Here is a 24504-nt window from a genome sequence, read left to right as displayed (position 1 = left end):
TTGTGTTTGTAAACAGGTTCAGCACACTAAAACGTAATTCCGAGTATACCATTTACGGCATGAATCCGCAAAGGAAAAGGACTGGAAGATTTGAAGATTATTCAAAAAAAATTTTCGTTCAAATGGAATGACGTCTTCACGTCAGTTTGAATTGTAACGCCTTCAACTGGTAAAATAAAAATAGTCAAAATTGCACTAATTATAGCGACAACGGTAATCTACAGAGCTAAAGGGAGGCGGAGCGTGATGGCAATAGCAGAAGTGACCGTAATTCCAATTGGAACAGGAACGACCAGTCTAAGCAGTTATGTGGCCGATATGCAGGCCGTATTGGAAAACCAGCGTGGCATTACATATCAGCTGACTTCAATGAGCACCATTATCGAAGGACCGCTGAATGAGGTCTTCACAGCCGTAGCAGCTCTGCATGAAGCTCCGTTTCTATCAGGAGCCCAGCGGGTCTCTACATCCGTCAAGATTGACGATCGGCGGGATAAACCGGATGCCTCCAGCATACAGAAGCTGCAATCCGTTCAGGAGAAGCTGGCATCCCGTGAGGTACGCCCGAATTAGGGGGCAGGATCGGAATCCCCTATTTTTTCGGACGGGGAATATCCCTCCTCTGCGGAAATCAGGTATGTCTGACAGAAGAATAGCACAGGAAAGAGCCTCGCTGGAGACATATCCGGCGAGGCTCTTTATTATAGCCGATTACTTGATCAAACCAGCTTTTTTCAAATCTCCGCGATTCAAAACCAGAGAACCCTGCAATTTTTTGTAACGAATTGTTTTACCTGATGGATCTGCTACCACTTTTTCCTCGTTTTCCTTAAGACCATTCGCATTGACACTCAGAATGGTTTTAAGATCTTTTGATACGTTGTAAACATCCGCTGAGTCTCCCTTGAGGGCAACGTCATAACCATTAGAGGCAGATAGATCAATTAGAGTAATCCAGTCTGCTTGAGTTTGGCTCTTTGCAGAAAACTCAATAGAGCGGGTCGCACTTGCGTAATTGACTTCATAACCAAGAATTTTGGCAGCTTCACGAAGTTGTAGGTATGTATTGCCTTTATAAAGTAATTGATCGGATGTTACAGATTTGGACTGGCCATTAACGATAACTTTAAAGTTTGCCAACGTTGCTTGCACCTTTTGGGAAGTTGCAGCCACAGCCATGGAAGAAGAACCAACCAACATTCCTATAGATAAAGCAAGAATAACTTTTTTCATTTTCATCTTTATCATCAACTCCTATGTAAATGTGTTATACCTGAGAATAATACCCTAATCAGGGATGATTGACACGGGTGAAATATATTATTTTTTTACTTCTTACGAATCATTATGAGTGCGATTTATGGCGGGGAGTTGTACTTAAAAATAAACATAAATATATAATCGGAATGTAAAATTGGTTCTTACGATTTGTGTTAATAAATTTGGATTATGACGAGGGCACTATGTGATTTCGTGTTTGTGATAACTAAATGAGGTAGGGAAACGAAAAGAACTCAACCTTAAAGGTTGAGTTCTTATTTGTGCAAAGTATCCTTATATCAAGTACAGGACAATGATATGGGGTTGCTTTAGATTATAAAATAAGAACATCATAGAGAGTGCCAAGCTTTGCATTTATCCTCTAAATCATCCTTCTGGGACACCAGCCCATTTTTGTCTTGAGCCCGGTCTGGGAAAGGACTTCTGCATATAGTGAACTGTACCTCAAATCAAAGGAGGGTTTTACATGAGTGGAGTTGGATACGGCGGAGCATGGACATCGACTGGTGCCATTTTGGTTCTCTTCATCCTGTTGGTCATCATCACTAAATCTTTCTGGGTATAATAGCATTTATTAGCCCCACACACGAATTCTCTGGTAAAGGGGGGTTCTCTATGAGCGAAGTCGGAGGCGTAGGATACGGCGGCTGGACATCGACTGGAGCCATCTTGGTTCTGTTCATTCTCCTCGTCATCATCACTAAATCTTTCTGGGTGTAATATAGCGAACTCTGCCGGTTACCCGGCAGGGTTTTTTTAGGCTACGGACAAGCTGGACGGGTGGCTGGAATAGAAAAGCATACAGAAATCTGATTAAAAACAAAAATCCACGCCAGTCCAAGGCGAAAAGTGCCCATTTTATCCAAATGAGGGCCATAGCCCGGTCCAGCCGTAGGCAAAGTACATAGCTTAGGGGTGTAGGCAAATGCTAAGGAGGAATGAACAATGAGCGAAGTTAAACCGAATTCACCGAACGGACAGGGACACGTATACGGACATATGGGAGGTCATGAACAAATGCATGGTTACCAATACACAGGTCACGAAATGTACGGTTACGGCTGCGGAACAATGCCGCTTGGATACGGATATGGATACGGGTACGGACACCACGCGAACCAGGCTCCAACCGTGCACGGCTATGGTTACAGCCAAGGCTGTGGAACTTCTTATGGTCATGGTGGCGGAAGCTGGGGATCGATGGGTACCATTCTGGTGCTTTTCATCCTGCTCGTCATTATCTCCAAAACCATGTTCATCTAAGTGAGGGGTTTTTGACAAAGCTCGGATATTAAATAAAAAAATATGTAATCAGACATGGAAAAGCACCCGGAACCCAATTCCGGGTGCTTGGTTGTGTATGTTTTCAATCTTCTCAAGAATAAGTGACTTCCAAAACAACAAAAGCCCTACCTCTCTTTTGTCCTTGCGGCTCCGATGACCGCGCCAGTGTGAATGGGAAAATCTTGTGAAACTCTGTTATACCGGGTTAATGTGATTCAGGTTCTTCAATCTCCATAGGTTGGTTGTACATATTCGCTGCGGTCGCAGCATGAAGAAAATATTCCGGGGTTAAAAGAAGATAGAAAATCAGTTGAGGTTTAATTCCAACTTTACGAGTATACCACAGTCTGTAATTTTTTGCAAGATAAAGGAAGGCTACAGCATTTTGCGGGAAAATTTGCGAAAGTTTTTCATATTCTTTATTCATTTAGGTAATCCTCTTCAAATGATTTTTCGTAGGTTAATTATGAGGGAGATCAAGAAAGGGGCCCTCGCATGACTGAATCAATGGAGGACAGCAGGTTAATGCGACAGATTGCAGAGAGGGATGCATCTGCACTGGAGCTTTTATATGACCGCTATGAGCGGGCAGTGTATTCATTTGCCTACCGGATCGTAGGTGATCCAATGACAGCGGAAGAAACGGTGCAGGAGCTGTTCCTGCGAGTCTGGAATAACGCAGAACGATACGAGGCCTCCCAGGGGAAGCTAACCACATGGATGTTTGCCATAACGCGAAACATTGCAGTGGACATGCTGAGGCGCAAATCAAAAGGTGCCGCGACAATGGCAGTAGAGAACGAATCTCTGGCAGCGTATGCCGACGAACAAACCAATACGGAACAAGAAGTGGAGCGTAAGTGGGAAGGGAGCCAAATCAGGGAAGCCTTATCCCAATTGAACAGCGATCAGCAGCAGGTTATTGAATCCATATATTACGGGGGATTAACGCAGCAGGAAGTATCCAGCCGATACGGGATACCGCTGGGTACGGTCAAGAGCCGGGTCAGGCTAGCAATGAAGCAGCTTCAGAAGCTGCTTGCCGATGCTGAATTGCAGCCAGACGCGGGAAGGGAGGGCATACATCCATGATAGAACGACATGAAGAGTGGTCTGATCTGGCACCGATGTATGTGCTGGGCGGACTGGAAGCCGAGGAAGTGGAAGCATTTGAGGCACACATGGCTACGTGCGAAGCATGCCGCCAGGAAGTGAAGGAACTGCAGGAAGTTACCGGCTTCCTGCCACACGCGGCGGAACCAGTTGCCCCGCCGCCGGGTATGCGGGCACGTGTGCTGAGCAGCGTGCTCGGCAGTGCGCAGGAGAGCGCCGAGGCGAAGCCGGCGGCTGCTCCTGCCGAGCCTGAAGCACCCGCGGTGCTTCAGGCAACCCCAGCGCCGCAGCACGCAGATGCGGCGCAGCCCGGGCCAGGCATGCCGCCGAACACGGCGGTCCCTGCAGCCCGGGCGGAAGAGGCTGCACAGGCACAGCCGTGGCAGCCACAAGGGCGCGCGCGTGCACGCAGCAGCCGAGCCTGGCGTGTGGCCAGCGCCGGCCTTGCTGCGGCGGCGCTGGTGCTCGGCATCTATGCTGCGCAGCTGCAGAGCCGGGTCAATACGCTCACGCAGCAAGCGGCCGGCTCATCAGCTGCACAGGAGCAGCTCGCACTGGCACAGGCGCAGAATGAAGAGCTGCAGCAGCAGCTTGCCGCCGTGCTGGAGCCTTCGCGCTCCGTACGTATGGGCGAAGCCGTCAAGCTTAGTCCTGCAGCACAGGACATCGTGGCGAATGGACTGGCGACCATCGTCATTGACGATAAGGGTACACATCTGGTTGTGCAGGCAGAGAACCTGCCTGATCTGGAAGGGAACGAAGCGTTCCAGGTATGGCTGATCAAGGGAGAGACGCCTCAGAATGCCGGGACGTTCCTTAGCCATGATGGCACGGGTGCTGTGTACTATACTTTGGATTCAGTCAATGACTATGACACAGTCGCCATTACTCTGGAACCGGATGCGATGGGTGACCAGCCTCGGGGGACAATGATTCTGGCTGCCAAGATTGAAGGTTAGGTACAACAAGCGATGATATGAGGCTGTTTCCTGCGGGAAACAGTCTTTTTTTGCCTTGGAGCATGACTATAAATGGAGATATGCACATAGTGTAATATGCCGGAGATGAATGATTGTGAAGATCATTAATTTTTTGACGCGGCTTGACCGATAAAAAATAAAGGCAATACCCTGAATCTCCCCTTACATTAATCGGGAGAACTGGTTGCACATAGAGAGTGAGGGGTTTGGGTGGAGATATACCGTTCATTTATCTTTCGTCTGGTGCGCAATTATCTGGTAGGCTCACTTGCAGCAGTATTTGTTGTTGGTACTGTGGTGATGGTCTCTACCCTGCAAATACCAAATATTGAATTTGTACGTTTGATTTTGATTGTGTTCATTTCACTTTTGTTTATGCTCGTTGCTGAAGGTATTGCCTTACGGATTCAACTTAGACCGATCAGGCAGTTTTTCGCTGGGGAGCATCACGAGCGGGCTGAATTGAGCAGAATGTATGAGGTTATCCACCATTTCCCAGGGCGAACCATTTACCGTATCATGGGGCCGCATTTGCTGGGATTCTCATTGCCAGCTGCAGGGTTAACCCTATGGATGCTTTCAGTGGGTTGGTTGGACTTCCCAACAAACTATGTTGCCGTGGCAGCCGCTTGTGCCATTTTGATTGCGATCATGCATGCGTTAATTGAATATTTCCTGACCGTTCGAGCGATTAGACCGCTTTTGATGGAGGCTCGCCGCCGAGGTAAACAGCAATATGGCACCGAGCCGTCATTGGGAGGGCGAGTACTCGTATCCATTCAGCGGAAATTTCAGCTGAGTACGGCTCTCATTGGACTATTTCCGCTATTTTTGTTTTTCCTGGCTACTTTTATCAGGCTTCAGTATATGGATCAGGAGTTTGCGAAAGAGTATATCCTGTGGGGAATCATCGTTGTCGTGCTGGGGGCTGGTTTCGCTCTGGTAGGCAGTTGGTTGCTGATCCGCGACGTGCGTGATCCTGTGGCAGAATTAACAAAAGAGATGAACCGGATTCAGGAAGGGGACCTGGGCAGAAGAGCACCTGACCTGTATGCAGATGAATTTTCGGCACTTATTTCTGGGTTTAACATGATGATTAATCGGCTGGAGATGAGGCAGGAACGTAATCGACAGCTGCTGCAGAGTTATTTTTCCACGCTGGCTGCTGCGCTGGATGCGAGGGATAAGTATACGGCCGGACATTCCATGCGGGTAGCCGAGTATTCACTCATGATCGGCAAACTGAGTGGTATGAGTGAGGAGCAAGCGGATTTGCTGTACAAATCTGCACTTCTTCATGATATTGGTAAAATCGGAGTGCCTGATGAGGTTTTGCTCAAGGACGGGAAACTAAGTGAAGAAGAATTCGCGATCATTCAGACCCACCCGGTGCTGGGCGAGAGCATTTTATTACAGATCGAACCGATGGATGCAATGGCAGATTTTTTACCTGGTGTGCGGTCTCATCATGAACGTTACGATGGAAAAGGGTATCCGGATGGCAAAGCAGGCCTCGAAATTCCGCTCTTCGGGCGGATTATTGCAGTTGCTGATGCCTTTGATGCTATGACCTCGGATCGCCCGTATCGAAACGGCATGAGTCATGAGAAAGCGCTATCTATCCTCGAAGAAGGAAAAGGGACCCAGTGGGACCCTTATTTTGCAGGCTTGTTTATAGAAGAGTGGAGAAGGAAAGAGCACCTCCATGGTTCGTCGGAGCGAGGGGTTAGTTGATCCCCTCTGTCCACTTCGACCCTTTCCGGCGCCGCCGGTGTAAGGAAAGTCCGGTAATAATGGTGAAGATGCACTCACCAAGGATGATGGCACCCAGAGCATCATAGATCACATGCTGCTTAATTAGCAGGGTAGACAGCACAATTAGTGTTGCGCCAGCCGCTACGAGCAGTTTGACATAACGGCGAATGCTCTGTACCGAGAGGACTGCTCGCATAACGAGATAGGAATGAAGTGCATGAATGCTTGGGAAGCAATTATAAGGTCGATCCTGGCTATAGAGCCATCCCAGGACGGATGCGCCAAGGCCTGTACCTGTAATTTCTGGTCTAGCAACACTGGTCTGAAAGTTGAAATAAATCAGATAACAGATCCATACACAGATGTTCATGGACAGGAGCACGCGATAATAGGTAAGCCTGTCTTTGGCACAGAGATATGCCAGTACACCGAACACAAATGGGTACCAGCCCAGATAAGGAAGGGACATTCCGGGTACGAAAGGAATGAGCCGATCGATCGGTGAATTGAGCACGGCGAATCCGCGCTCAGGGCTGTTAAGAACATCATATAACAGTCCCATGACAGCCAGAGAAAGCATCAAGCTTAATGACAGCCAATAGGATTTACTTTTTAACGTTTGCACTACAACGTTTCTCCTTTCAATCCAAGTCCGTCAAGGAAGTGGATCACAGCGATAAATTAAACAACACTATATTCTACTATGTTTTGAACACAAATTGAATCCGGATTTGTGTATTTTTGTGTATTTTTTTGACGAGCCAGGAATGTCGAAGGCTCTACGGGCATGATATGATAGAAGTACATGCGGACAAATGGTGTGTCTACGAACGAAATCGGGACAACAGGAGTGAGTGAATGCAATTTTCTAAGATGTTCGTATTAAATATGGGGATGCTGATCACCATAGCCTATCTGGCTAGTGTGTTCTATAAATACATTGTGATACGTGTATCCTCCAGGTTTAAACAATGGAGCTCTGTGCTGGTTCTTATCTTTGCGGGTTGGATTAGTACGGTATTTGGCTTTCAATTAACTGATGAAGTGATCTTTGACCTCCGGTTTGTTCCATTAATTATTGCTGTTCTGACCTTCAGGCAGTCCTATAGTTTAATTATTATTGGTGTTGGGATCGGCTTGACCCGATTGACCTTTGGTATTAATGAAGCTACACTCGCAGCTCTGGGTAACATGGCCATCCTTGGTGTGGTATGTGCTGGGTTAAATATATGGATGAGACGCAGTGACTACAGACTCGTTATCAAGGGCGTGCTGGTTATTGTGATCGTCAATGTCGTCAACAGCATCAATATTGCCCTGCTTGGCGTCTTTCCTCCAACGTATTTCTTCTCTCATATTATGCCCTACACGCTTCCTACCGGTATTTTACTTAGTCTTATTTTTGCTTTTATCCTGCGGGACTTTCAGAATGAACAGAATCGGATTCTACTTATCCAAAGTACCAACCGCTTATTGTCTGTGCAGAAGGAAGAGCTGCAGAGGGCCAAAATTGTGCTTGAAGAGCGAGCCAAGCAGTTGATGCTGGCTTCGCAGTATAAGTCCGAATTTCTTGCCAACATGTCGCATGAGCTGCGAACACCGCTCAACAGTGTGATTAACTTTGCACAGATGATTAATGAAAACAGCGATACGATGGACCAGGAGGATATCGCTCGGTTTGCAGCGATGATTGACCAATCGGGCCAGGAACTGCTTACGTTGATTAACGATATTCTGGATTTATCAAAAGTAGAGGCTGGGCGGCTTGATATCGTATATGAGGATATTAGTGTGTCGCAGCTCGCTGAAGACGTAATGAGTCACTTCCGGTTGGTGGCTGTGAAAAAGGGAATACAGCTGCTGATGGAGAAATCGCCTGACGCACCAGACACATTGTGGTCTGACCCACAGCGCGTGCAGCAAATTTTGCGTAATCTAATGTCCAATGCCATCAAGTTTACGCATAAAGGAGCCGTACAATTGACGGTGAGCACCGAACAGTGGGACGAGCCCGAACGTTCGGGGAAATGGCTGGTCTTCTCGGTCAAAGACACGGGAATTGGCATTCCTGCAGATAAGCACCACTCCATTTTCGAAGCTTTTCAGCAAGCGGATGGGTCGATCAGTCGCAAATTCGGCGGCACAGGACTTGGCCTGTCCATCAGTCGGGATTTGGCGCGCTTATTGGACGGATCAATACAGCTTGAAAGTGTTGAAGGCAAGGGAAGTACCTTCCGGCTGTACCTTCCCCTAAACCATGAAAAAATGAGTTGACAACCATCTTGCTGTGAGTAGAATTTGTGGTGATAACTAGCATCGGCCGGCAGTCAAAACCCGGTCTAAGGAGTGTATCCCCATACAGAAGATGGTCAAAGTTAACCCTCCCTCGTTTGCTGGCAAACGTCGCAAGGGTTCGACACAACGCATCAACTTATCGATCGCAACATGGGAGGGTGTACCGGCAATTATATTGCAAACATTGCTGGGTGGACCATTCTTAACGGGATTTCTGCTGTATCTTGGGGCCGGGTCAAGACACATTGGTTTTGTACTCGCCATAACCACGTTTGTGAATATCGCCCAGATTGGAGCAGCCTTCTGGATGCAGCGTATTCGCAGCCGGAAACGCATGCTGCTGCTATTCGTTGGGGTACATCGCATCTTGTGGAGCGCGACCGGATTAATTCCCTTCCTTTTCCCCAAAGAATGGTGGGTAGGCGTTTACATTGGAATGTACACGGTTGCATTCATATCCAATACCATCGGGGGCATGATCTGGACCTCTTTGATTGGGGACATCGTACCTGCCAAAGTGAGGGGACGTTATTTCGGCATTCGGAATACGATTCTGAATGCGCTTGGAAGCGTATGCTTGTTTGTAGGAGGTATCGTTTTGGACCGTTTTCCGGGCGAGGCGGGCTTCCTGATTCTGTTTATTCCGGTATGGATCTGTGCGATAGCGAATATCGTCATTTATTTCTTCTATCCGGATGTCCCCTTTGAACGTTCGACCGAGACGGTTTTCTGGCGGATGTTGAACAAGCCGTTTCAGGATCGGTCTTTTCTGAAAGCTGCGCTATTTCTGGCGGTTTGGTTATGGATTCAGACTCTGATTGTTCCGCTGTATTCTTATGTAATGCTTGACTTGCTTAACATTAATTATCAGATGGTTTCTCTCATTACGGTGGTACAGACCATCGTCATGATGGCCGGATTCTATATTTGGGGTAATCTGAACGCACGATTCAGCAACAAAACCTTATTATTTTGGACATTGCCGATCATCGCACTCTCCTGTCTGTCCTGGGGTTTAATGTCGTTTATGCCCGTTTTGATTGCACTTTTTATGTCTCATATCTTTCTTGGTATCGGTGTCGGAGGATTTAACCAGCTGGCCTTCAACTTTACGATCGGAGATACGCCAAAAAGTGAAAGACCGATGTTCGTCGCCGTCTACTCAGCCTTAACAGGGGTAACGTCGTTCCTCGGACCGCTGATTGGCGGTTGGTTGTATGAGAAAATGGAAGAATGGCCGGAGACGCTGAATTGGATGGCTACCTATGGATTTCAGGTAGGTATTGGTGTCGCCATGCTGCTTCTTGCTTTTACGTTGGGGCGCCGAGTACTTCTGAGATCATAATCACAGATGAAATGGAGGGATGAGTATGGAAATTAGCGGGCGAAAGGCCGTTGTGATCGGGGCCACAGGTCTGGTGGGCAGCTTGCTCGTCCATCGTTTGCTTCGGCAACCCGAATATGGATTAGTACGCATTCTGGTCAGGAAGCGACTGGAACTTGAGCATCCCAAGCTTGAACAATATGTCGTGGATTGGGATCAACTGGGGGACGCCAAGGATTTGTTTCATCATATGGATGACTTATACTGCTGTCTGGGCACGACGATCAAAAAAGCAGGCAGTCAGGAAAATTTCCGCAAGGTCGATCTTCACTATCCGGTAGAAGCGGCCAAACTTGCGAACGAGCAGGGGTTGTCCCAGATGCTTGTGATTTCCTCCATGGGGGCGAATGCGGGTTCGCGAGTATTTTATAGTCGAACCAAAGGAGAGATGGAGCAAGCTCTATCCTCGGTTGGTTTCCGTTCTTTGCATATCTTCAGACCATCGCTGATCTTGGGTGACCGCGGAGAAAAGCGTGTTGGAGAACAGCTTGCCGCCCACCTGATGACCTTCATGGATCGCTGGATGAAGGGGAAAGCTGCCAAATACCGTGCGATACATGCTTCAACCATCGCCAGGGCTATGATTAATATTGCGCTTGTCAGAGCCAAAGGCAACCATGTCTACTCCAATGAAGTGATTCATGCACTTGGCACAGAGAATTCCTGAGATGTTTCTTGGCAGGAGAGGAACATGGTATAATAAGCTTCAAAACTTGAAAACATGAAGGAGAATCGGCCCATGAAAAAACCAATTTCTACAGATCAGGCTCCAGGTGCTATCGGTCCATACAGCCAGGCTGTTGCTGCAGGCGATTTTGTCTACACATCCGGTCAGCTAGGCCTGAATCCCCAAACGGGAGAGTTCGGCGCAGATGTTCAGGAACAGACCCGCTTGTCCTTAAGTAACGTAAAAGCAATATTGGAAGCAGCAGGCACAAGCATGGATAAAGTGGTTAAAACGACTGTATTCCTGAAAGACATGAACGACTTTGTTCCTGTGAATGAGGTATACAGCACATTTTTCGAACAGCCTTACCCGGCACGCAGTGCGGTTGAAGTAGCTCGTTTGCCGAAGGATGCGCTTGTGGAGATCGAAGTTATCGCCCTGAAATAGAACGGGAACACTCTTCTCTGAGTGTTACAATACATAAAAAGCCGATTCCGAATGAGTTGACCGGAATCGGCTTTTTTCAACGACGTTTACAATGGATTCTTTCCACTTAATCACGGTCTTGGTTACGGGCGAAGAAGAGATATACGGCATAGATCGCAAGCAAGATTGCAAGGATAATCGCCGTATAATAAACGGAGGAAACATCTTTCTGCTTAAGTGCGATGGCAATATATGCCCACGTAAATACAAGCGGGTAGATGCTGTCCCGATAAGGGAAACTCACGAATACAGCCAGCACAAGACCTACAATGAGCATGATAATCGTCCAGGCAGGTTCGCTGATACCGAAACCATCCCAGCCAATTTTGTATAATAGAACAGCTGCATTAATAATGGTCGCCACACTAACCCATCCAAGATAGATGCTGAATGGCAGTTTAACCAGCCAAATCTCCGCCGTTGTTGGGAGGGTGATGGCGCGCGTTTTGAGATACAGCATGATCAGGCACAGCAGAAGCAATACAATAATAAGCAGGGCGAGGCCTGTCTGAAGATTTTGAAAAGCGAAGATCCAAGCTACGTTAAAGACGCAGCTTGCCAGAAACCAGTAACCGAGCCGGGTGATGGAATCCCTTTTAAACGATGAAGGAAGAAACTGATAGATCACGAAGCCTGCAAGCAGCAGATAGATTAATCCCCAGATGGAGAAGGCGTACCCTGAAGGTGTAAGCAGCACAGGATACATATCGGATACTTCCTTGTTGGTTCTCCCGCCGATGGGTAGAGAATTCGACAGGTAGTTTACAACGATAACTGCGATAAAACCAATCGCGTTTAACCATTTGTACGGATTGTTACGAGACATTGTGCATCCTCCTTGGTTTACAAAAGAATAAATGAACCACGGGTCAGTCTACAATGAATATACCCAATTCTTCCACATTCTAATAAGGAGCCGCAAAAAATTCACAGGATGCATGATGGTGTGACCCGTATTTTTTGCTCCCTGATCCATGCTCTGTCCAATGTACGCATAATGCAAGAAGAATATGCCCCAAATAAGGAGGATGAAGTTTGCTTACAAGAGAGACGATGGAGAAGCAACAAACCTGGTTCTACATGGTTGCACTGCTTATTGGTGCAGCCATTGGCCTGGGAAACGCTGAATGGGGATCGGCTTTGCAGTACACAGTTTCACCCGTGCTGGCCATTTTGCTATACAGCATGTTTACACAGATTCCTTTTTTGCAGTTGAAACAATCATTATCCAACCACAGATTTATTGGCGCTTTACTAACAGCCAATTTTGTCGTTGTACCTGTAATTGTATCGCTGCTAACCTGGATATTTCCGCAATCGCCTGCGGTTCTTATCGGCGTGTACCTGGTGCTGCTAACCCCGTGCATCGATTATGTCATTGTTTTTACCCAGCTTGGACGTGGGAATGAAAAGCTTATGCTGGCGGTAACACCGATCTTATTCGTGGTGCAGATGGTATTACTGCCTTTGTATTTGTGGTTATTGACCGGGAAAGAGGCAGCCCAGCTGATGAAAGTGGGGCCATTCGTAGAGGCATTCCTGGTTCTCATTGTTATACCCTTAATTCTGGCAATCCTTACTCAAGTGTGGTCGAGGGGAAGCGCAGGTGGAGAGAAGCTGATGGATGCAGCGGCCTGGCTGCCTGTTCCGATGATGGCGCTGGCATTAATTGTGGTGGTTGCCTCGCAGATTGGCAAGGTGTATTCAGACTTTGCTATGATCGTGAATGCTATTCCTATTTACGTATCTTTTCTTTTATTGATGCCATTTCTATCCCGTTTGGTGGCCCTTCTGTTTCGACTGGACGTCGGTGCCGGACGTGCGCTGATCTTCAGCTCGGCGACCCGCAATTCACTCGTCGTGCTGCCGCTTGCGCTTGCGCTCCCGGAAGAATGGGCTACAATAGCTGCTGCCGCCATCGTAACCCAAACCATTGTCGAATTAGCGGGGGAGTTAATCTACATTCGTTTGGTGCCTTCATTCTTCATTAAAGATAAAAGAGATAATTGCTAGGTATTCGCCTCCGTTAACGTTTTACGATATTCTCCGGGGGTTAAGCCTTCCATCTTTTTAAATACTTTGCTGAAGTACTTCTCATCCTGGTATCCAACCATTTCTGAAATTTTAACGATTCGCAGTGAAGGATTCTGGAGGAGCAGTTTGGCATTGTTAATTCGCAGTTTCCCCAGATATTCGGACCAGTTCAAACCGAACTGCTGTTTGAATTTGCGAGATATATACTCTCGGCTGAGATAGAACCTTGCAGCAATCTGCTGCAGGGACAGATCCTCTTGATAGTGGGCATCTGTGTAGCGCGCAATATCGGTCATCGGATCAGCATGGGTATTTGGATGAAAAGTAAGAGCTTTCCCCGCTGCCAGTAGTCGCTGTTCCAGCAGAGACCGAAGCATCGATAAGGACAGTAGTCCTTCAGAGTCCAATGGTAATTCCGCAAATGGGATGGACTGTTCCTCCACTGCATCCTCATCGCTTGCTGGCGGAGAGTCTACCGCATCATCAAGCCACCGCCCAAGGATCCATTCCATTTCTTCCATCCACTGATGAACCTGTTCGGCAGAGATGATCTGAAACTGGGTTATGGGCTCGATCCACTCTGCCACAGCAGTAGCCACACTGGAAGCACGCCCACTCATCGAGGCAAGCCGCATGGGTTCTTCATAAGCATTTAAACGTAACCCTTTGTTACTCCCTGAGGAAGTCTCCAGAGAATCGTGGAATCTTTGAACGTTCTGGAGCGTATTGCGCCTCCATAACCGGAGGCTGGCTTCCTGATAGGCAGCTGCAATTCCGGAAGGATAGGATTCGCACGCAGAGACACCAAAGTGAAGCCGGCGCTGGATGGTTTGCTGCAATCCATCGTTTATCTTCTCAAGCAAGGGGCGAAGAGAAGTGCAGCTTCCCCAGTGCAATAATACGATCTCATCAGGCTGATCCAAATGACGGAATGCTACGCCTTCCTCAGGTGTGGATAACATCTCGGCGCAAATATTCAGAACGGAGAATACAAGCAGGTCGGGATGGCTGCGATATTTGGCCAGACATTCTGCGTCCAAATGGGACAGGCTGGTGACAGCAATATTGCAATTTCCAGCCTTAACCGGAAGATTCAGCTCATCCCACAGTCGCTGAATCTGAGCTTGACCATTGCCACGTCCAGTCACAAGTTCTGTCAGCAGCCTGTCATGATAGTGAGGCCGCATGCGGTTGACTACAATGGATTGGCGTGCTGCCTGCAAACGGGTGGATTCTTCTTCCTGCCAGGCGCTCACGGCTTTGGATAGGGAAGCATTCAGCTCATCCGCTTCCACGGGCTTGAGCAGATAATCCATGCCCCCGTAGCGAATCGCATGCCTGACAAGCTCAAAATCGTCATACCCACTGATAACCAGTACCTTGCTCTGCGGAGCGTGAATCGATATCCATTCCAGCAGGGCCATACCATCCTGACCAGGCATGCGCATGTCGCTAAGAACAATTTCCGGTTGGTAGGAAGAGATTGCTGCTGCTGCTTCATGGCCGTCTGCGGCTTCAAGAAGGGTATCTATCCCCAGATCATCCCAATGCCCAAGCAGCCGGATTGCGTCGCGGACGTGCTTTTCATCATCAACAATAAGTGCTTTCATGTTGTTCACTCCCCCGCGTAAATGTTGAGCTTAATCATGACGCCGTTTGGTTCCAGGTTGCTGATCTCCAACATAGCTGTATGCTCTGGCGGCGAGTTCAGTTGGAGCCTGCGCATCACATTCCGAAGGCCGATCGATTCCGATGGATCGGAATCTTGAGCAGCAAGTCCGGAAGAGGTGTGAACCAGCCTTAGCCATTCCTGAATCTCGGACAACTTCTCCTCTGGTATGGGAGGTCCGTTATTCTCCAGTTGAATTTCAATCCAGTGGTCAGATGTCCTGCGACTGCTAATTCGAATGAAGCCTTTACCGGGCTGTACATCCGCTCCGTGCTTGAAATAATTCTCAATCAATGGCTGCAGGGTCATTCTGGGCAGTTCGGTGCGTAATGTATCTTCGGCAAAATCAAGCTGTACCTCCAGGCGGTCACCAAACCGCTCCTGTTGAAGTTCCAGAAACAACCGTGCATGCTCGGCTTCCTCCCGCAAGGTGACACGCGTTTGGTCCCGCATGCTGTAACGCAGCATTTTGGAGAGGGAAGAGAGGAGCACGTACACTCGCTGCCCTTGATGCTGAAGGGCGAGTGTGCCTATGGATTGCAGCGTATTGTATAAAAAATGTGGATGGATCTGAGCCTGCAATGCTTTGAGCTGGTTGGTTTTATTGGCAATTTCCAGTCGGTATTCTCGCAAAATCAGGTTGTTTACCGTATCCATCATATCCCGAAAATGTCGCGCAAGTACTCCGATTTCATCCCGGCTCTTAAGCCGAATATCCACATGCAGACGTCCCGCCTGAATCTGGTTCATATACCGCATTAACTGTTTGAGTGGTCCGGTGATGCGGATCGAGATGAACAGGGTAGCTACGATAACGAGCAGAAGCGCAGCAATGGCAATCATGGCATTATTCCATGTCAGTGTGGTAGCCCTGGCATACAGCGTCTCATTCGGAATTTGTTTAATGATCGTCCAGTCGGCAAAGGTGCTGCCCATCTGTTGATAGACATACATGGAATGCTCTTGTTCAAAATGTCCTGCAGCGGTGCGGCTTGTTCCCGTTCCGGTTCGTGCTGCATCCAGCTCCCTGGATGCTTCCTGCCTTAATTGATCTGTTCCACTGACTTCAGAACGGCCTTGGTATATGATCTGATTCTGACCATCCACGACATAGATCTGTTCCTTCTCTGGATCGTACAGCCTGCTGCAGATCGCCGCAATGGTATCCATGTTCAGGTCTATGGCGAGCACGCCCAGGCGTTCGGTTGACGGAACATCCTTGATTACACGATGTAATGTAATTACAGTTCGTGCAGGATCATCCGCGGAAGCCGCCTTGAATCCGTAAGTGTGACTCATATGCGCCGATTCTACCCATATATCCGGGCTCTCATCCCCTGGTTTTCCATGGAGAGTGTCGGAATAGGCTTGTTTTCGTTCCTCCCGCTTCGGAAAAGGGCTCATAATTAAGGTGGATTGATTGGCTGCAAACGAGTGCAAATAGAGCTGGAACACATCCGGTACAGCTGAGCGTATGGTCTGCAGCGTTGTATACACCTCGGCTACAGCGCGATAATCCCCAGGGATTTTTGCCAGATTCCGCAGGAAATTAGGGTCGCTATATACGGCAAGCGATGCTCGCGCCACATTATCCACATAGTTGTTGAGGTTGGTGGATGCCTGATAGATAAGACGTTTGTTCTCGGCAACGGCCTGCTCGCGCAAGGCTGTTTTGGTCTGGATGAATGTCATGCTGATGGAAGCCAGCAGGGGAAGCGTGGTGGCTATGAGCATGAAAGCGATTAATTTGGTGCGAATACTGTAGTATTTTGACATCGGGACACCCCTTCTGGTTGCAGGTTAAGAAAGGACAATATTTTACACCCAACTGTTCACGAGGGTCAGTGTTTCCAACCGGAATATTGGGGTTTAATAGAAAAAGAGACCAATTCCATCCATCTATAGAAGGGGAGAACGATATGAAGCATCGCAAATCTTCACAGCTGTTACAGCAGCTTGTGTTCGTGGGTCCCTCCATCGTGTTTTTTATTCTCATCATCGTGGTCCCTTTCCTGCTGGGAATGTATTACTCCTTTACAGATTGGAACGGGGTGTCGGAGAATATCAATTGGGTAGGGTTCGACAACTTCCTGCATATTTTTGCGAATGACCCCAAATTCCAAACAGCGTTTTGGTTCACGGTCCGTTTTACGGTAGTCGGTGTGGTACTGACCAATATCATTGGTTTTTTCCTGGCGTACTTCCTGACCAAACCGCTCAAGACGAGAAACATTCTGCGCACGATCTTTTTTATGCCTAACGTGATTGGTGGACTGTTGCTCGGCTTTATCTGGCAGTTCATATTTGTGAAAGGGTTTTCAGCAGTTGGCGACGTGACCGGCTGGTCCTTCTTCAACCTCCCTTGGCTGGGAGACGAGCCGACCGCTTTCTGGGGAATCGTCATTGTATTTGTCTGGCAGACCGCAGGGTATCTGATGGTTATCTACATCTCGTCCCTAACCAATGTGTCGCCGGATCTGCTGGAAGCTGCTGAAATTGATGGAGCAAGCCGCTGGCAGGTACTGCGGAGCATCATTCTACCGCTCATTATGCCTGGGGTAACGATCTGCCTGTTCCTGGCGATCTCCTGGTCATTCAAGATGTTCGATCTTAATCTGTCACTGACCAAAGGTGGACCGTTTGGATCGACGGAGTCCGTTGCACTTAACATTTACAACGAGGCATTTGTGAACAACCGTTATGGTATTGGTACGGCAAAAGCACTCATCTTCTTCGTGATTGTTGCGATCATTACGATGATTCAGGTCCGTCTGACGAAGAGCAAGGAGGTAGAGGCATAGATGGAAACGACGAAAAACTACCGCTTCAGTACGATCGTAACCGAGATCATTATGGTACTGATTGGACTCCTGTTCCTGGTTCCGTTCTACTTCCTGTTTGTCAATTCGGTCAAAACATTTGGTGACCTGCTCACGAACTCAGCGGCATGGCCGGAAGTCTTTCAATGGGGCAACTATGCAAACGCTTGGGAGAAAATCCAATTCCCTTCGGCACTGATGAATTCACTTATCGTTACGGTGGTCAGCAACCTGCTGCTTGTACTGATCAGCTCCATGGCTGCATACCGAATGGTTCGCAGTGATACGCGCTTCAACCGGGTTCTGTTCGGCATGTTCATTGCCGCCATGGTGATTCCGTTTCAGTCTATCATGATTCCGCTTGTTACGGTAACCAGTAATCTTGGGCTGATCGACAGTCTGGGCGGATTAATCATCTGTTATCTCGGATTTGGTGCACCCATGTCGGTGTTCCTGTTCCATGGTTTCGTTAAATCGGTCCCGGTTGAGATCGAAGAAGCCGCCCGGGTGGATGGCAGCTCTGTATACGGGGTATTCTTCCGGATTGTGTTCCCGCTGATGAAGCCGATGTATGTCACGGTCATTATCCTGAATACCCTCTGGATCTGGAATGACTATCTGCTTCCATCCCTAATCTTGCAAAGCTCCAACCTGCGTACGATCCCGATTGCGACCTTTGCGCTATTCGGTCAATATACGAAGCAATGGGATCTGGCATTGCCTGCCCTGGTGCTGGGCATCATGCCAATCATTATCTTCTTCCTGCTGATGCAGAAGTACATTATTCAGGGCATTACCGCTGGATCAGTTAAGGGGTGAGGGCGAGTGTAGGCCGCTCCGGGAGTATGTGCGCTTTCGATCGCTGTTGCTCCCCGGTGGCCAGGATGAATTGAGACAAGGAAGCCACCGGGTATCAAAGGCGAACGCTCCGCTTCTCCGTCGCATCATGCTCCCTCCGCTCCACCTCGCATGGAGGTGCAGGGGAGAAGGCACACGCATGGCTTGGGCACCTTTTCGGAGGCAAGCGTAAGTAAGAAAAGCTATGAAAGACAAGGGTCAAGAAGAGAACATTATGAAATGAAGAGTAAGGAAGCGGCCAAACAGAAACTACTATAGGGAGAGTGTATGTATGAAAAGAATGACAAAGTTGACGTTGCTCATGCTGATTGCTTTTTCGGTAATGCTCGCAGGTTGTGGCAACGGGGACAAAAGCGGCAGTCCGGTGAATACCGATGCTCAAACGGGCGGAGGAGAGGCTGCTGCAGGGGACAAAACCATTAAAATCTTTCAATTCAAAGTTGAAATTGCGGAAGCGCTTAACCGCCTTAAGGCGGAATATGAATCCTCACATCCGGGTATCAAGCTGGACATTCAAACGGTTGGTGGCGGCAGTGACTACGGTGCAGCACTGAAAGCTAAGTTTGCTGCAGGCGAACAGCCGGACATTTTCAACGTTGGCGGATACCGCGAACTGGACACTTGGCTTGAGTATCTGGAAGACCTGTCAGGTGAAGCTTGGACGAAGGACGTGCTTGAGGTAGCCAAAGAGCCAATGACCAAAGACGGTAAACTCTATGGACAGCCGCTGGCACTGGAAGGCTACGGATTCATTTATAACAAAGACCTTTTTGAAAAGGCAGGCATTACTGAAATTCCAACAACATTGGAACAATTGGATCAGGCAGCTCAGAAACTTCAGGCAGCCGGCATTACACCGTTTTCGAACGGATATCAGGAGTGGTGGGTGCTCGGTAACCATAACGTAAACGTGGCATTTGCGAATCAGGCAGATCCGGTAAAATTCATTCAAGGCCTGAACGAAGGTACAGAGAAAATTCCCGGCAACCAAGTGTTCACAGATTGGATGAACCTGCTTGATTTAACGCTGAAATACAGCAACAAAAACCCGCTTACTACCGACTACAATACACAGGTAACCCTGTTTGCAAGTGGGGAAGCAGCGATGATGCAGCAAGGGAACTGGACTCAAGTGCAGATTGATGGAATCAACCCTGATCTGAATCTTGGTATTCTGCCAATGCCAATTACGAATGAACCGAATGACAAATTGTTTGTCGGCGTACCGAACTATTGGGTCGTGAACAAAAACTCGCAAGTGAAGCCAGAAGCGAAGGAATTCCTGGAATGGCTCGTAACATCGGATATCGGGAAACAGTACATGACCAAGGAGTTCAAATTTATCCCGGCGTTCAGCTCCATTCAGGCGTCGGAAGAGGATCTGGGCGATCTGGCGACAGAGATCATGAAGTACAGTCAGGAAAACAAAACGTTAAGCTGGAACTTCAACCGCTTCCCGGAAGGCGTTCCACAGGAATACGGCAGCACCATCCAGGCATATGTTGCAGGCAAATCGGATAAAGCAGGATTACTTGATGCCTTGCAGCAAAACTGGGACAGTCTGAAAAAGTAAAAATCCCGAAATGACGTTTATGCGTGAGTTGAACCCAGGAAGTGGGCCAGTATCACCAAATGTTATCCACAGATAACAATATCCACAGGCGATCTAATCCTGTTCAGCAATCTTAACTACAATGACTCAATCAATAGGTCAGCCAGAATATCGTTCTGGTTGGCCTATTTTTTATGTTAAGAACCCTCCTGAAAGGATAAAATGGCTATCTATATTTCAATTGTGGATAATAACAGTGATTATGAAGCGTTAAACTGAAACATTAACCCAGTTCTGAATACTATATGTGGATATCCGCTGTGCATAAGTGTCTACATATGGATGAGAGCTGTGTATAAGTCATGGCTCGTGTCCTATTCTGTAAAAAGAAAACTTGCAACGAAGTATTTAGTACTATATAGTTCTATATATGACCAATCAAACACCAAGCTCGGGTTCTGCCAAACCGAGAAGTGCCAATCCGGTTAACCGGACCAAGGCGGTCGAAGTGGCAGCCCAGTTATTTTTACGTCAGGGATACAGCTATGTCAGCATGGATGAAGTCGTGCGGGCGAGTGGGGTGTCCAAGTCCAATATTTATTATCATTTTAAAAATAAGGAGGAACTGCTTCAGGCAGTGGTGCAATACTGGATCGCTCAGTATGAGTCACAAGTCTATATATTACTCAGTCAGCGGGAAAGAAGCGTTGAAGAGCGCGTTAACTCGTTTATAGCCACGTTGTCGGCAGGGATTGAAGGGCGAAATTACGAAGGCAGTTGTCCTTTTATAACGCTCTATATGCAGACACCCGCGAGTGCCCCTGACGTCAAGGCCAGTATCTCCCGATTCTTCCGGGAATTGCAGCCCATGATCGAGAAGCTGTTTCAGCAGGGAGTGGACAGTGGAGAATTCCGTGAAGGCATGGATTCAGGGTCGGTTTCTTCACTGTTTGTCGCAGCATTGGAAGGATCACTGGTTCTGGCTGAGACTGCACGGGATACCGGGATTATAGAACAATCCGCACGTACATTTTGTCAGATGCTTCGTTAAGCGAAGCTCTTTTTTTGGAATTGATTAGTACTATGTAGTTCTAATTAGGAGGAATGAATGATGAACGTTAATTCTACATACTTAAAAGCAAATGACCCGGTGCATACCCATAAGGTGAACTCAAGAGCTGAATCCATTATTTTTATGACAGGTAGCACCGGATTTATCGGCAAGGAGGCAGTAAAGCAGCTGGTCGATGAAGATCTACAATTATTGCTGCTTGTTCGTTCTGAATCCAAAGCCAGACAAGGCCTGACTTCATACGGAATAACGGATTTCAGCAGAATTACTTTTGTGCAAGGAGACTTGTCGGTGAAGGGACTGGGTCTTACTGCAGCGGATCGTAGGCGGGTGCTGGAAGCAGACGTCATTATTCATGCTGGAGGAACGATGGACGTCACCTTGGAGCGCAGCGTCGCGGAACAGATATTCATGAATGGAGCGCGAGAGATTGCCGGGCTGGCTGAAGAGATTCAGCAGATAAGAGGTCTGAAGCATTTCATCCACGTGGTTGGATTCATGAGTCCCTATGGCCTGCGTAATGAGAAAGGAGAAAACGTACCCACTGGCAAAGTGGCGCCGAATGAAAGTGCATATGAAGAAATGAAGTTCCACGCCGATCTGTACCTCCGTGAACATGCTGAAAAAAATCAATATCCATTGTCCGTTGTAAACCCAAGCACAGTCGTTGGACCGCGCCCCACAGGTGAGACTGAGCAAACAGGGGGTATAGGTCTACTCATCCAGGCGATGCAAAAAAGGCTTATGCCGGTTGTACCCGGAGGTTCGTCTTATTGGTTACCGCTAGTGGAGAATGATGTGGTTGGGCGGACGCTAGTCTTCTTGACCAAAGAGGCGGTCCCAACAGGCGGGACCTATCCGCTTCTGGCACGTAAGGAAGCCAGTCCCAACATGAAGGAACTTCTTCATCTTCTTGCGAATCAGCTGGATGTGCCGAGGCCCAAATGGGCTGTACCCTTATCCTGGATGCAATTCGCAATGAGATCAGGAGGGGCGCGGATCAGCGGTGTCCCTGCGGAATCGGTTTCCTTTATTACAGACAGAATATGGCATGTGGAAGAGACGGAAGATTTATTTAAACGCATGGGTCAAACATGGCCCGATATCCGGGAGCAGCTTCCTTCAGTTACGGCGGATCTGGATTATCGATTGAGCCTTCAACCTTATGAAAATCTGTCTTCCGGTTGGACCCGAACCCGGATAGGGAACTTGGCAGCGCTTGGCTGGAAGGGAGAAGGTGAACCGTGGCTGATTGTGCATGGAATGCTGAATTGTGCGGATGAAATGCTTCCTTTGGGAGAGCAGCTCCATCAGCTGACTGGAAATCCGGTTTGGATCGTCGATCTGGCAGGGTTCGGACGTTCGGCTGTGCACCAAGGGAAGGAGGCTTTTGATGGACAGGTGGATGAACTGCTTGCAGCCATTGGCGAGTTTGAAGGTCCGATGAAGCTGGTAGGCCATTCTATAGGTGCTGCGATTGCATCCGCGGCGTTGCAGCACAGCGGACGAACGGATATCCGTCTTGGCTTGCTTCAGCCCGTTGCTCACAATACGAATCCAAACATGCTGCGGTGGATTTCCCGCTTGCCAAGAGGAGTAATGCGTACCCTCCTTAGCCGAAGGTCGGAAAAAAGCTGGGGGCACATGTTAAACACACATAGCACTCAAGCAGAAGGAAGCATTACCGCATCTGCACTGGCTGGAAGAATCAGGTCCAGTTTGCAGTCCCCCCGAATAGCGGGAGCACATGCCGACTTGCTACGATGGATTTACTCCGGCAAAATAAAAGGCAGCAACTCCACTTCTGGGGGGAGCACGTGGAATCGGGCAGACCTCGCCAATAGTGCATTGGTGGTATGGGCTAGTGGAGATACGGAATATCACTACCCTGAGGATATGAATCGACAGTGTAAACGAGTCGATGTCCCTTACGGACACTACTTTCCGGTCTTTCAATATCAGGAAACGGCAGCGATTCTCGCTAAATGGGCGGAACCGAAACATTGATTTCAAATTTCAGTTTTAGGTGGTAATGTGTCTTATTCCCCCTACAGATTGCTCAAAGTATCCATTCAAACGTACAAGTACAAAGGGTTCTACCAAAGACAGGAGAGATTAGTGAAATGAATCAGCAACGTGTGGAAATCAGTAAAAATGTATTAACCGAATGCCTGGGGCTACGGGAGGGAGAGAATCTCGTGGTTGTGGCAGACGATGCCAAAAGGGAACTTGCAGAATCCATTTATGAAGCGGGGAAAGCACTTGGAGCGGAATCCGTGCTAATGATTATGGCGGAACGCAGCAGATCCGGAGAGGAACCCTCTGCACCAATTGCACAAGCCATGATCCAAGCCGATGCAGCCGTATGTGTGACGAGATACTCCTTAACCCATACACAGGCCCGAAAACAGGCTGCTGCATCAGGTACAAGAGTCGCTACCATGCCTGGCATGACAGAGGATATGTTTATGAATGGTGCCATTACAGCGGAATATCCCCAGGTGAAGGCACTAACCGAGAAGGTAACAGCATTATTAACCGAGGGCAGCCAGGTCCGGATTGAAAAGGAAGGGCATAGTCTGTCCTTCTCCATCAAGAATCGAAGCGGAGTACCCAGTACAGGGATGTATTTGAACCCTGGAGAATCGGGAAATTTACCTTCAGGAGAGGCCTACATTGCACCGGTTGAAGGAATAGGTGAAGGCAGCATTGTCGTAGATGGATCGGTTGCGGGAATTGGAGCACTCCGTGAACCGATGATTTTGAAGGTAGGAGAGGGTCGGCTGGTTTCGGCTGAGGGTCCGGATGGAGAACAGCTGCTGACGATGCTTGGCGAAGGGGATGGACGTTATCTCGGTGAATTTGGTATCGGCACCAATAATAAGGCGCGAATTACGGGGGTTGTTCTGGAAGATGAGAAGGTGTATGGAACGATCCACGTTGCCTTTGGCAGTAACAACACATTTGGAGGGACGATTGCGGCAGGAGTGCATATCGATGCAGTTGTGCAGAAGCCTGATGTCTACATTGATGACAAGTTGATCATGAGACAAGGCGAACTGGTTAATTAATTGGATAAAGACTTCTGCAATCCACAGTGTGTCCACAATAAGGGATAAATGAAGTCAGTGTTTAAGGTTTTACGTGAGATTTACAAACAAGTACACAACATGTCCACATCAAATTGTTGTATATCCACATCCTTACGCCTGTTTATCCACAAACTGTGTGCAATATGTGCACAACTTATCCACA

At 48.1% G+C, this 24504-nt stretch carries 24 protein-coding genes; 18 read left to right on the top strand and 6 right to left on the bottom strand.

All coding sequences use genetic code 11. The annotated features are described in order from the left end of the window. Positions 1-246: 246 nt before the first annotated feature. Positions 247-573, top strand: coding sequence for an MTH1187 family thiamine-binding protein (locus MH144_RS27150; RefSeq protein WP_239305370.1), 327 nt, complete (start codon positions 247-249; stop codon positions 571-573). A gap of 138 nt (positions 574-711) precedes the next feature. Here the strand turns inward: MH144_RS27150 and MH144_RS27145 are convergent, their stop codons facing one another. Further along, the gene (locus tag MH144_RS27145; protein ID WP_239305369.1) at positions 712-1239 is read right to left on the bottom strand and encodes a stalk domain-containing protein; all 528 of its coding nucleotides are present in this window, start codon (positions 1237-1239) and stop codon (positions 712-714) included. 508 nt (positions 1240-1747) lie between these two features. Here MH144_RS27145 and MH144_RS27140 point away from each other — a divergent pair. The 3 genes from MH144_RS27140 (at position 1748) to MH144_RS27130 (ending at position 2544) form a co-directional block, all read left to right on the top strand. Then, the gene (locus MH144_RS27140; RefSeq protein ID WP_239305368.1) at positions 1748-1846 is read left to right on the top strand and encodes a YjcZ family sporulation protein; all 99 of its coding nucleotides are present in this window, start codon (positions 1748-1750) and stop codon (positions 1844-1846) included. 50 nt (positions 1847-1896) lie between these two features. After that, positions 1897-2001 (top strand): YjcZ family sporulation protein, encoded by a 105-nt coding sequence (locus MH144_RS27135; RefSeq protein ID WP_212677023.1) that lies wholly within the window; start codon positions 1897-1899, stop codon positions 1999-2001. Between the two features lie 225 nt (positions 2002-2226). Beyond that, complete coding sequence (locus MH144_RS27130; protein WP_239305367.1) at positions 2227-2544, top strand: hypothetical protein; 318 nt, start codon at positions 2227-2229, stop codon at positions 2542-2544. 226 nt (positions 2545-2770) lie between these two features. Here the strand turns inward: MH144_RS27130 and MH144_RS27125 are convergent, their stop codons facing one another. Then, entirely contained in the window at positions 2771-2992 is a 222-nt protein-coding gene (locus MH144_RS27125) for a hypothetical protein (protein ID WP_239305366.1), read from the bottom strand. Between the two features lie 68 nt (positions 2993-3060). Between MH144_RS27125 and MH144_RS27120 the strand changes: the two genes are divergently transcribed. From MH144_RS27120 to MH144_RS27110, 3 genes are all read left to right on the top strand, one after another. After that, positions 3061-3657, top strand: coding sequence for an RNA polymerase sigma factor (locus MH144_RS27120; RefSeq protein WP_239305365.1), 597 nt, complete (start codon positions 3061-3063; stop codon positions 3655-3657). Beyond that, positions 3654-4637: an anti-sigma factor domain-containing protein gene (locus tag MH144_RS27115; RefSeq protein ID WP_239305364.1), complete on the top strand. Its 984-nt coding sequence runs from the start codon at positions 3654-3656 to the stop codon at positions 4635-4637. The genes MH144_RS27120 and MH144_RS27115 overlap by 4 nt, the downstream gene beginning before the upstream one ends. A gap of 231 nt (positions 4638-4868) precedes the next feature. Next, positions 4869-6392, top strand: a complete 1524-nt coding sequence (locus MH144_RS27110; RefSeq protein WP_239305363.1) for an HD domain-containing phosphohydrolase — start codon at positions 4869-4871, stop codon at positions 6390-6392. On the opposite strand, the gene MH144_RS31040 is transcribed toward MH144_RS27110, so the two are convergent. Next, positions 6385-7038, bottom strand: a complete 654-nt coding sequence (locus tag MH144_RS31040; RefSeq protein ID WP_239305362.1) for a phosphatase PAP2 family protein — start codon at positions 7036-7038, stop codon at positions 6385-6387. The two genes, MH144_RS27110 and MH144_RS31040, sit on opposite strands and share 8 nt — an antisense overlap. A gap of 233 nt (positions 7039-7271) precedes the next feature. On the opposite strand from MH144_RS31040, the gene MH144_RS27100 reads away from it, so the two are divergent. The 4 genes from MH144_RS27100 (at position 7272) to MH144_RS27085 (ending at position 11206) form a co-directional block, all read left to right on the top strand. After that, on the top strand, positions 7272-8687 hold the full coding sequence (locus MH144_RS27100) for a sensor histidine kinase (protein WP_239305361.1): 1416 nt from the start codon (positions 7272-7274) through the stop codon (positions 8685-8687). Positions 8688-8778: 91 nt separating this feature from the next. Further along, positions 8779-10053, top strand: coding sequence for an MFS transporter (locus MH144_RS27095; protein ID WP_239305360.1), 1275 nt, complete (start codon positions 8779-8781; stop codon positions 10051-10053). 25 nt (positions 10054-10078) lie between these two features. Continuing rightward, positions 10079-10759, top strand: coding sequence for an oxidoreductase (locus tag MH144_RS27090; RefSeq protein WP_239305359.1), 681 nt, complete (start codon positions 10079-10081; stop codon positions 10757-10759). Between the two features lie 72 nt (positions 10760-10831). Beyond that, positions 10832-11206, top strand: a complete 375-nt coding sequence (locus MH144_RS27085; RefSeq protein ID WP_095291831.1) for a RidA family protein — start codon at positions 10832-10834, stop codon at positions 11204-11206. Positions 11207-11312: 106 nt separating this feature from the next. On the opposite strand, the gene MH144_RS27080 is transcribed toward MH144_RS27085, so the two are convergent. Beyond that, entirely contained in the window at positions 11313-12071 is a 759-nt protein-coding gene (locus MH144_RS27080) for a tryptophan-rich sensory protein (RefSeq protein ID WP_239305358.1), read from the bottom strand. Between the two features lie 227 nt (positions 12072-12298). On the opposite strand from MH144_RS27080, the gene MH144_RS27075 reads away from it, so the two are divergent. Then, positions 12299-13258 carry an arsenic resistance protein gene (locus MH144_RS27075; RefSeq protein ID WP_239305397.1) on the top strand — a complete coding sequence of 320 codons (960 nt, stop codon included), beginning with the start codon at positions 12299-12301 and terminating at the stop codon, positions 13256-13258. Here MH144_RS27075 and MH144_RS27070 read toward each other — a convergent pair. Further along, the gene (locus MH144_RS27070; protein ID WP_239305357.1) at positions 13255-14889 is read right to left on the bottom strand and encodes a response regulator; all 1635 of its coding nucleotides are present in this window, start codon (positions 14887-14889) and stop codon (positions 13255-13257) included. The genes MH144_RS27075 and MH144_RS27070 overlap by 4 nt on opposite strands. A gap of 5 nt (positions 14890-14894) precedes the next feature. Beyond that, positions 14895-16724, bottom strand: a complete 1830-nt coding sequence (locus MH144_RS27065; protein WP_239305356.1) for a cache domain-containing sensor histidine kinase — start codon at positions 16722-16724, stop codon at positions 14895-14897. Positions 16725-16867: 143 nt separating this feature from the next. On the opposite strand from MH144_RS27065, the gene MH144_RS27060 reads away from it, so the two are divergent. From MH144_RS27060 to MH144_RS27035, 6 genes are all read left to right on the top strand, one after another. Beyond that, positions 16868-17749: a carbohydrate ABC transporter permease gene (locus tag MH144_RS27060; RefSeq protein WP_095361509.1), complete on the top strand. Its 882-nt coding sequence runs from the start codon at positions 16868-16870 to the stop codon at positions 17747-17749. Further along, the gene (locus MH144_RS27055; protein WP_239305355.1) at positions 17750-18586 is read left to right on the top strand and encodes a carbohydrate ABC transporter permease; all 837 of its coding nucleotides are present in this window, start codon (positions 17750-17752) and stop codon (positions 18584-18586) included. It abuts the gene before it with no gap. Between the two features lie 310 nt (positions 18587-18896). After that, on the top strand, positions 18897-20198 hold the full coding sequence (locus MH144_RS27050) for an ABC transporter substrate-binding protein (RefSeq protein WP_183525502.1): 1302 nt from the start codon (positions 18897-18899) through the stop codon (positions 20196-20198). A 409-nt stretch (positions 20199-20607) separates the two neighbouring features. After that, positions 20608-21228: a TetR/AcrR family transcriptional regulator gene (locus MH144_RS27045; protein ID WP_239305354.1), complete on the top strand. Its 621-nt coding sequence runs from the start codon at positions 20608-20610 to the stop codon at positions 21226-21228. Positions 21229-21288: 60 nt separating this feature from the next. Further along, positions 21289-23256 (top strand): alpha/beta fold hydrolase, encoded by a 1968-nt coding sequence (locus tag MH144_RS27040; RefSeq protein ID WP_239305353.1) that lies wholly within the window; start codon positions 21289-21291, stop codon positions 23254-23256. Between the two features lie 116 nt (positions 23257-23372). Continuing rightward, positions 23373-24320: an aminopeptidase gene (locus tag MH144_RS27035; protein ID WP_239305352.1), complete on the top strand. Its 948-nt coding sequence runs from the start codon at positions 23373-23375 to the stop codon at positions 24318-24320. Positions 24321-24504: the final 184 nt, after the last annotated feature.

The organism is Paenibacillus sp. ACRRY (assembly GCF_022346995.1).
Lineage (GTDB): Bacteria > Bacillota > Bacilli > Paenibacillales > Paenibacillaceae > Paenibacillus.
This window is presented reverse-complemented; position numbering and strand designations above follow the sequence as displayed.